General features: G+C 59.9%; 7 protein-coding genes. 2 read left to right on the top strand and 5 right to left on the bottom strand.

Going from position 1 to position 8,196, the window contains the following annotated elements; all coding sequences use genetic code 11:
• Positions 1-98 precede the first annotated feature (98 nt).
• From AC30NL_RS12150 to AC30NL_RS12140, 3 genes are all read right to left on the bottom strand, one after another.
• Positions 99-1,886, bottom strand: a complete 1,788-nt coding sequence (locus tag AC30NL_RS12150; RefSeq protein WP_489464262.1) for a DEAD/DEAH box helicase — start codon at positions 1,884-1,886, stop codon at positions 99-101.
• Positions 1,883-2,686, bottom strand: coding sequence for a HamA C-terminal domain-containing protein (locus AC30NL_RS12145; RefSeq protein WP_489464261.1), 804 nt, complete (start codon positions 2,684-2,686; stop codon positions 1,883-1,885). Before AC30NL_RS12145 ends, AC30NL_RS12150 begins: the two co-directional genes overlap by 4 nt.
• A gap of 364 nt (positions 2,687-3,050) precedes the next feature.
• Complete coding sequence (locus AC30NL_RS12140; RefSeq protein ID WP_489464260.1) at positions 3,051-3,302, bottom strand: hypothetical protein; 252 nt, start codon at positions 3,300-3,302, stop codon at positions 3,051-3,053.
• Between the two features lie 242 nt (positions 3,303-3,544).
• On the opposite strand from AC30NL_RS12140, the gene AC30NL_RS12135 reads away from it, so the two are divergent.
• Entirely contained in the window at positions 3,545-3,826 is a 282-nt protein-coding gene (locus AC30NL_RS12135) for a hypothetical protein (RefSeq protein ID WP_489464259.1), read from the top strand.
• Between the two features lie 34 nt (positions 3,827-3,860).
• On the opposite strand, the gene AC30NL_RS12130 is transcribed toward AC30NL_RS12135, so the two are convergent.
• Both AC30NL_RS12130 and AC30NL_RS12125 read right to left on the bottom strand, forming a co-directional pair.
• The gene (locus AC30NL_RS12130; RefSeq protein ID WP_489464258.1) at positions 3,861-4,676 is read right to left on the bottom strand and encodes an aspartate dehydrogenase; all 816 of its coding nucleotides are present in this window, start codon (positions 4,674-4,676) and stop codon (positions 3,861-3,863) included.
• 278 nt (positions 4,677-4,954) lie between these two features.
• Positions 4,955-5,851: a LysR family transcriptional regulator gene (locus tag AC30NL_RS12125; RefSeq protein ID WP_489464257.1), complete on the bottom strand. Its 897-nt coding sequence runs from the start codon at positions 5,849-5,851 to the stop codon at positions 4,955-4,957.
• Between the two features lie 667 nt (positions 5,852-6,518).
• On the opposite strand from AC30NL_RS12125, the gene nadB reads away from it, so the two are divergent.
• Complete coding sequence (gene nadB, locus AC30NL_RS12120) at positions 6,519-8,099, top strand: L-aspartate oxidase (RefSeq protein WP_489464256.1); 1,581 nt, start codon at positions 6,519-6,521, stop codon at positions 8,097-8,099.
• Positions 8,100-8,196 lie beyond the last annotated feature (97 nt).

The raw sequence follows: 8,196 nt of genomic DNA, 5'->3' as shown, positions 1-8,196 counted from the left end.
GTAAACAACCATCCTATCGATCCTTGGTCAGCCTCCTCCCTTTGCCTTCAACCATTTGCGCGCGTTTCCCAGGGCTGGAAGGCCAAAGTAAGTGCCATTCACTCTAGAGCCTCGTCAGCTTCGTCTCCAGTCTTCCCCGCGATGGCGGCGCTCAACTGTGCCGCATAGTCGGGGTTCTTCCTGTACCTGTTCACCCGCAGAGTCAGCTGGCTTGCTGAGAGCACGCCTGCTCCAGCCTTCACCTTGAAGTGACGCCAAGCAAGGTCGAATATTTCCTTCGTCTGGTTGTATGTGGGTTGCCCAGTCCAAGACAAGAGTGGTGTCAGCTTTTGAAGGCGGTCCTCGATTTCCTTTGCCAGTTCAATTTGGCATTTCGGGTCTATACCAACGTTCCGCTGAATAGTTTCTGGAGAAAGCACCGCCTGCTTCCAGATTTGATTCACCCGCACCTTCGCAGCATCGGAAAGGTCCTGTGGCTCAAGTTGGACGAGCAGCGCGTCCGGGGCACTTTCGTTCTGCGTGAATACCGGCACATCGACGAACTCAAGTTCACGGTTCGGCGGCGAGTTGAAGAGATACACGTGACCGACGTAGTGCTGCCACATGCGGCCGGATCGCCCACGTATGTTGTTGAATGTGAAATAGTCGTACTTCTTTTTATTGATCTTGTTGTCCACGACAACAACATTTCGAGCAGCTGTGTTCACGCCTTCGATGAGCGTCGACGTGCAGACGAGGTAGTCGAGCAATCCGCCATTGAACAGGCGAACTTGCAGTTGAGCGATTGAGCGAGGGAGCCTTCCGTGATGAATACCGACGCCATGCGAGAGCGCGTTGACTAGCCCCCACTTCGGCGAATAGTTGGAGCTGAGCCATGCGATAGCCTGGCTCAGCTCCTCTTTTGCCTTGAACTCTCCGCGCGCCTCTGCAGTCGCCCGACCGAGTTTTCTGGCCCCACTGACCGACCCGCTGAACACGAGAGTAGGCCCTTCAAGATATGGCACCAATGCCTTTAGCCGGGAGATATCGCTCTTGCCCCCTGGAACGATGTGAGTGTCCGAGGCCACCGTGCTGAAGTCGGTGCGAATGAACAGGCAGCGATAGTTCGGACCGAACCCGTCAGGCAACTCGTCGATGCTGGGCCCAAGCATGTAGAACTGCTTGGCGCGTTTGGCCAGTTTGTAGAACGCATGGTTCAATAGAACCGCGCGTTCGTCGCCCTCTGCAGAGTCCTCAATCTGCAACTTGTAAAACTCGTCGATGACGAATAAGTCAACATCCCCGATGTGCGGATTCTCAACAACTCGCTCCTGGGTGTGGACAAAGATGTTGCGTTCGACCGGCTCCTGACTGAGATGGGTGATGATCTTGTAGCGGTTTCTGAATTTCAATAGACGGCGGCGCGTCTCGTCCACCAGCGCAAGGGTCGGAACCACCACAACGATGTTGCGATGCTTATTCGATGCGATGACCGCGTCGATGATTAGGCTCTTTCCGAAGCTGGTTGGCGCGCTCAGAACCACGCTGCGTCCGGCCATCAATTCACGATAGACCTCAGCCTGCTTAGCAGTGAACACGATGTTCTCGGGCATCGCGTCCGGCCTGTGAGCCTCTGCCGCAAGCTGATCCACAGCGTCAGCTTTCTTGAAGTCCAGATATGGAAAGAGGCCGACATTGCGAAGCAGGGTCTGTATAACGGGTTCGTAGCCTCGGAACTTGACAACGTCCTCTAGGACGCGGACGAGGATGTCGCGCGCCTCCTGGAGTTTGCCATCCTCGTCCGCCAGCGACGTGAAGACAGAAAGGTCAGCCAAGAACTTGAATGGATCGAGTTTGCCGCCATTGTTGCGGCCCGTGAGGGTTTCGCGTAGGTTGGCGTAGCTCATATGTCCTGTGCGGCGATGAGCCGTTTGTGAAGTTGATCGAGGAGGTCCGCTTTACACGACATCGGGAAGAGGAAAAGCTCAACGCGGACGCGTGTCACTGTATTGGCCTTCTTGAATCGACCATGAAGTTGAGCCAACTCCGCCGCAAGCCTTTGGGTGTACTTAGCGCACGCCTGCTTGTACGCCTGTGTCGTCGCACTTTCATAGGTCAGCAGTACCGGTACGACGATTGCGGAGACGATCTTGTCTAGCGATGTGTTCCTGTGTAGGAGTTCCTTGAGTTTTAGAGTGCCAGACCACGCGGGGTCGAGCTTGCGAGTGATGAGCAGGAACTCCCTCTTGAGGTAGTCGTCCTTGAAGTGGACTTCCAGCTCGGCGACGACGTCGGCGATGGCCTTACCGATGTCCTTGTAGAACTTCACTTCTCCTAGCCAGAGCTCTAGTCCCTGGGGAGTGTCAATGACGTGGATGGCGTCGAAGCCCTTGACGGTGTTATTGACAGCGTCCTTGAAGAAAATCTTGCTAATGGCGAGCTGCGTCTTCTGGGTCTCCCGAAGCATGGTGTGTAGCAGGAGTTCACCGAACTCGCCGCGCCGGTCGTACTTGTCCGTGTCGTAGACGGTATGGGCTGCGGCGCGAAGCTGGCTTACTGCATTGGTGCCTTTAATGGACTCGTGCTCGGAAAAGGAGAGACAGAACTCCGGCAGCCACTCCATCAGGTAGTGCGAGAGCTGCTTGGCTCGCCAGGCGCCAGATTCAAATCCGGCACAGACGCCATGCAACCTCGGATCGAGCTGCATGTTTCTGCAATGCACATCAAAAAACGCGGGCATAGACGGGTTCGCTCTACCTACGGCGCAGTAAAGGGCAGACAAGGTCGTGACGTGCCGCCGGACCACTGCATGCAGCCCCCGGGCTTACCGGCCCACAACAGACATTCGTCGTCACTTTGGCAGAAGATACCAGCGCGCACCCCTGGCCGCATACCTGCAGACTTTTACAGGTTGCCAGCACAACGCAGTGCTCATAGCCTGGGCCCTGTAGTGGGCCCATCCCATCGTTCATGAGCGAGCCACTTGCGGAATGCAAAGGCCCATCGAACTATCTCTGCTCCGACCCGCGAACCAACAATGAAATCCGGCCGCGGCTAGGCCCTGATGCACGTCAGGCGATCCCAGCACACTGGTCGTCATCGCCCTGGGCGAACTGCTGCTGACAAGGCTGACGCTGGACCAACTCACCGAGCTCGACGGAGCTGCGCGCCAGCAAGCCTACGAACTGCAACGCACACTCGACAACGTTGAGCGGCAATTCGGCCACGCAAATCGCCCGCGCGCAGGTTGCACCCGGCGCACCGCTGCTCGGCTTCATCGAGTACGCGGACATATGGAAGTTGAGCACTTGCATGGCTTCCATTGCTCGCCAATCGAGCCAAAGACAGAACCAATAGCCTCGTCAGCTTCCAGTCATCTCCTGATCAGCCTGCGTTCAGGTTGCCGTGCTTTTTCGTGCGCCCTTCGACGCAATTCCACGTCCCTTACGTAGTTCCCACGCTGTCTGATTCGGCTCGATCTCTCGGACTGGACATTCATCGGCTCGTCGACTGACTTCATTCCGGATGCAAAGACGGACTACCAATTCATGTCACTACCCTACCTATGAATGACAGAAACTTGGCCAGAGGCCTATTCCTCATACTGATCTCGCTTGCATTCGGCCTGCAGGCACTGCGTTACCCGATCGGCCAATTCGGTCGTGCGGGTGCTGGACTGTTTCCCTTGATGGTGAGCAGCCTTCTGTTCTTGATCGGCGTCATCACGGTGGTGCGTTCGCGCTTCGATAAACGCGTGCATCTGGACTTCAACCCGAAGAACATCATCCCAGACCTCCCAAGCCACTGGCAGCAGAGGGCTAAATCCAAACCGGTCACCCTCGAATGAACCACGCCCAACCACCTCCCATTGCGTCATGCAATCACCCGAACGAAATCACCGACGCCTCGTTGGTCAGCGCCGAAAGCACGCTCATGCCGGTGATTCTGGATGTCTTGGGATTCCCGCTGCTACTGCGGCTTGACACGGTCACCTCGAGTCGCGAGAAGTCTCCCTCGGCGTCGATGTGCCCGACGTTTCCGGTCGCGTCGGGATCGGCGATCAGTTGCACCGTCGTCTGCTCGAAGCCCAATCCGGCCATCGCGACCGTGGCGGCCAGGTTTGCATTCTTCGGATAGCACCGCGCCGCGTCTCTTGCCGTGCCTTCGAAGATGACCGTCCTCGAAGCGAGTGCCAGAAGATCAAAATCCTGCTCCGCAGGCGTGCCGAGCCACGATTTCGGCGGCTTGGTGGACGAATACCGAACACGCCTCAAGCCCGCGCGGCGAAGCGCCAGCAGGCCGTCGATCCCGGCGATCGCGCCGACCGGCAGCACGACCTGGACACCACCAGCGCATGCGGCCTGTTCAAGGCGAGTGTAGAGAGACGGGTCGGCCAATCCACCGACCGAAAGCATCAGCAGACGGGTCTCGTGGCAGAGCACGCGCTCGGCATGCTGGACGACTGCGGCATGCCCGGCGGCCTCGATGACGATCTCCGGTGCCAGCGCCAGCAGTTCGTCGATGCCCGAAGTCACGGCAACGTCGCGCGGCACCAGTGCCTTCGCCTCGGCGACCTGATGCTCACGAACCAGCAAGGCGGTCAACCGATGGCCCGTCACCGGTGCGCGCGACCAAGTGTCAACGATCGACTTGCCGATAGCACCAAATCCGATGAGGCCTACTCGCTTGACTTGCATGGTGCGCTTCCGGTGGTTCTTGTCGTGCAAGTGTGCCCAAGCCGTCGATGGTTGAGAACGCGAAACTCTCGTGCAGGGCATTGCGGAACTCGCAACGCCCGAGAGGCTGAGAGTATTTCGAACGTGTCCGAGCAGCACGTCAAAAGGCGCCTGATCTAGGCGCAAAGCGCAGCCATAGCTTGGGCTTGGCGAGCATTTGCAACAACGAGCAGGGGGCTTTTGGCGTGATGAGCGGGCATGATCGAAAAGCTCTCAATCTCCGAGCCCGTCGCCATCAATCAGTCATGTTGAGCGACCCGCTGCAATTCGTCGAGAAACAGCTTTAGCAGCCGGGAAGGCCTGCGCGAACCGAGCACGATGATGTCCGCCGTGGTCTGCGTCAGTGCAGCGTCGTCGACGACGATTGACTTCAGCCTGCCAAGCGTGCGGTCCAGTTCGATACTGAGCCTCGGGAGCAGCGAGCCGCCCGCTCCCTGGCGAGCGAATGCGCGCAGGGCGTCGAACGAGTCGGTGCTGAGAGCAGGCGTCAGCGTGACGCCTGCGGCTTGGCTGGCGCGGTCGAGGATCTGCCTGACCCCGAACGTCGGCTCCGGCATCGCCAGCGGAAGGCTCTTCAATTCGGCGATAGTCACTGACTCGAGTCTGGCCATCGGATGATCGGCGGCGATCGCGAGGATGATCGGCTCCGGGAAGCGCGCGAGGAATCGCAGCTCAGTGTCGGCAGGCGCACAGAAGGTCAGACCCACGTCGACCTCGCCGAGCTTCACGGCTTCGATCACCCTAGGCGCCGGCAGCATCCTCAACTGGAACGACACTCCATCGAACTTGGCGCGAAACGCGCTGATGGCCGTCACCGCCCGTTCGGAGATCGTGCTCTCGACGGCCGCGATTCTCACGAAGCCGCGACGCGCGCCCTTGAGGTCGTGGATGTCGGCGCGCAGGCTGTCGTAGTCGAGCAGTACCGCGCGAGCGTATTCGGCCACCATCTTTCCGGCAAAGGTCGGCATGACGCCTGCGGCGGAGCGGTCGAAAAGTTGCGCGCCCATTTGATGCTCTAGCAACTGGATCTGTCTGCTGACGGAGGATGGCGCGATACCGAGGTTCTCGCCGGCGGCCCTGATCGATCCCGCTCTCACGGCCTCATAGAACGCTCGAAGGCTAGCGGGGAAAAGCATCTTGGGCCGTCCGCGAATGATGAGTTGACCAATCTCCATTCTCACTCGACCAGCGGCCAACCTCGGCACGCTCGCATGGCGGGCTACCGGGTGTCGGTGCCGGCACTATCTTGATCCAGCGACGACAGTGACCTGAGAGGCTGAGAGTATTTCGATCATGCCCGCTCATCACGTCAAAAGCCCCCCTGCTCGTCGTTGCAAATGCTCGCCATAGCCCGGGCTATGGCTGTGCTTTGCGCCTGGATCAGGTGCCTTTTGACGTGATGAGCGGGCACGCTCGAAAAACTCTCAACCTCTGAAGCCACGCGACCTGCCCGGCGGACGTCGCGCAAGTGCGGATCTACTTCGGCCCACTTTCGAACGCCATGTCGCATAGACATACGGGGATGGGTACCCCTATTCCATGGGATGGCCCCCCTCTTGTTGGCTCGATAAGGTCGCAACTCTTGGCGTCACCAATGCCGGGATGCTATTGTGTCGGAACACTTCCTCGTTGGCCATGGCCGATAAGTGTTGAGTTGTGATCTGGCGCCAGATTCCGTTCATCCCGCAGCAACGACGAACAGCGTCGCCTTGCGACACCCCATGCGCCTACCCGGGCATCGGGAAACATCCGGGTCGTCCACCCGCAATGCACATTCACACACCACAAATTGTCAGGGATTCAATGAAATTCGATTTGATAGTGGTAGGCGAAGGGCTCGCCGCACTGACCACGCTTCTGCATCTTCCGCAGAGTCTCAAGGTCGGCGTCATCTCGCGAAACAAGCTCGACGAATCGTCAAGCTGCTGGGCGCAGGGCGGCATATCCGCCGTCTTCTCGCCGGATGACAACGTCGACAAGCACGTGGCGGACACGCTAGCCGCGGGTGACGGGTTGTGCGACGAGGCCGCCGTACGTCGCATCGTCGCGGAAGGCCCCGCTGTGCTCGACTGGCTCATCGACATGGGCGTGCCGTTCACGCGAGAAAACGGCGACATCCACCTCACGCGGGAAGGCGGCCATTGCGAACGTCGCGTCGCACACGTCGACGACATGACGGGCCGCGGCATCATGCAGACGCTGCAGGCCAGGGTCTCCGCGCTGCCCAACGTCGCCTGGATCCGGCAATACGAGGCCGTGGAACTCTTGTCAGACGGACGTCGTGTTAATGGCGTGATCGCCAGCAGTCTCGCGGACGGCGACGTGACGGTGTTCAGCGCACCGGTGATCGTTCTCGCCACCGGCGGCATCACGGGGCTCTATCCATACGCCACGAATCCGCATGCCAGCAAGGGCGAGGCCATTGCGATGGCGTGGCGTGCGGGCGCGGCGATCGAGAATCTGGAATTCGTCCAATTCCATCCCACGGCATTCCAGTTTGAAAATCGCGTCGTGAGCCTGATTACCGAGGCCGTGCGAGGCGAAGGCGGCCATCTGTACAACGCCGCCGACGAGCGCTTCATGGCGCGCCATTCGTCACAGGAAGAACTTGCGCCCCGCGACATCGTCGCACGCGCCATCTATTCGGAGATGGATAGACATCGCTCGTCGCACGTCTGGCTGGACATCACCCATCGCGGCCGCAGTTTCGTCGAGCATCATTTTCCCAATCTCGTCGAGCTGACCAGGCAATACGGCTGTGACCTGTCGACGACGAGGGTTCCGGTGTCGCCGGCCGCCCACTACACCTGCGGGGGCGTCGCCGCCGAGGTGTCGGGGCAGACCCGCATCGAAGGCCTGTTCGCGATCGGTGAGGTGGCGAACACGGGCCTCCATGGAGCCAACCGCCTCGCCAGCAATTCGCTGCTCGAATGCGTCGTGATGGGGATGGCCTGCGCCGAGGCGATCTCGGGCAAGAGCGATTTCGCAGGCAGCAAGATGACAGCTCGCATTCCCGCCGTCATCGAGACCGGCCTGCCGGCGGACCTGCTGCCTGAATTGCGCCAGATTCTCTGGAACGCCGCGGGGATCGTCCGAACACACAAGGGGATGCGCGACGGACTTCGACAACTCGATGATCTGAAGCATCGCAGGCGCGCACTCCTGCCATACGGACAGGCCCTGCAGGCCAACAACCTGCACGACGCAGCCTTCCTCGTACTGCACAGCGCGTCATTGCGCACGGAATCGCGCGGGGGCCATTTCAACGCGGATCACCCAGCCAGGCTGGCTGCCGCGCCGACCATCGTCGCCGGCAGTCACCGAACGTTCTGGAAGGCGCCGGAGCCGGGCACGACACGCATCGAGGAGTTTCTTCTCGCCTAAGGATTTGGCCCGAAACAATTTCCCGTTTTGGGGGCGCTGGGCGGGCGCGCTGCGGCGTTGCTCCTCACTTGTGTGGCTCGCCACACGGCGCTCGGAG

It is taken from the genome of Rhizobacter sp. (genome assembly GCA_021153565.1).
In the GTDB taxonomy this organism is placed as follows: Bacteria; Pseudomonadota; Gammaproteobacteria; order Burkholderiales; family Burkholderiaceae_C; genus Albitalea.
Note: the sequence above shows the minus strand (reverse complement) of the source record. Positions and strands in the feature narration are given on the sequence as shown.

Bases quoted from the DNA above. Each gene is read 5' to 3' on its own strand.
- AC30NL_RS12150 (WP_489464262.1), bottom strand. From the start codon at position 1,886: ATGAGCTACGCCAACCTACGCGAAACCCTCACGGGCCGCAACAATGGC.
- AC30NL_RS12145 (WP_489464261.1), bottom strand. From the start codon at position 2,686: ATGCAGCTCGATCCGAGGTTGCATGGCGTCTGTGCCGGATTTGAATCT.
- AC30NL_RS12140 (WP_489464260.1), bottom strand. From the start codon at position 3,302: ATGGAAGCCATGCAAGTGCTCAACTTCCATATGTCCGCGTACTCGATG.
- AC30NL_RS12135 (WP_489464259.1), top strand. From the start codon at position 3,545: ATGAATGACAGAAACTTGGCCAGAGGCCTATTCCTCATACTGATCTCG.
- AC30NL_RS12130 (WP_489464258.1), bottom strand. From the start codon at position 4,676: ATGCAAGTCAAGCGAGTAGGCCTCATCGGATTTGGTGCTATCGGCAAG.
- AC30NL_RS12125 (WP_489464257.1), bottom strand. From the start codon at position 5,851: ATGCTTTTCCCCGCTAGCCTTCGAGCGTTCTATGAGGCCGTGAGAGCG.
- nadB (WP_489464256.1), top strand. From the start codon at position 6,519: ATGAAATTCGATTTGATAGTGGTAGGCGAAGGGCTCGCCGCACTGACC.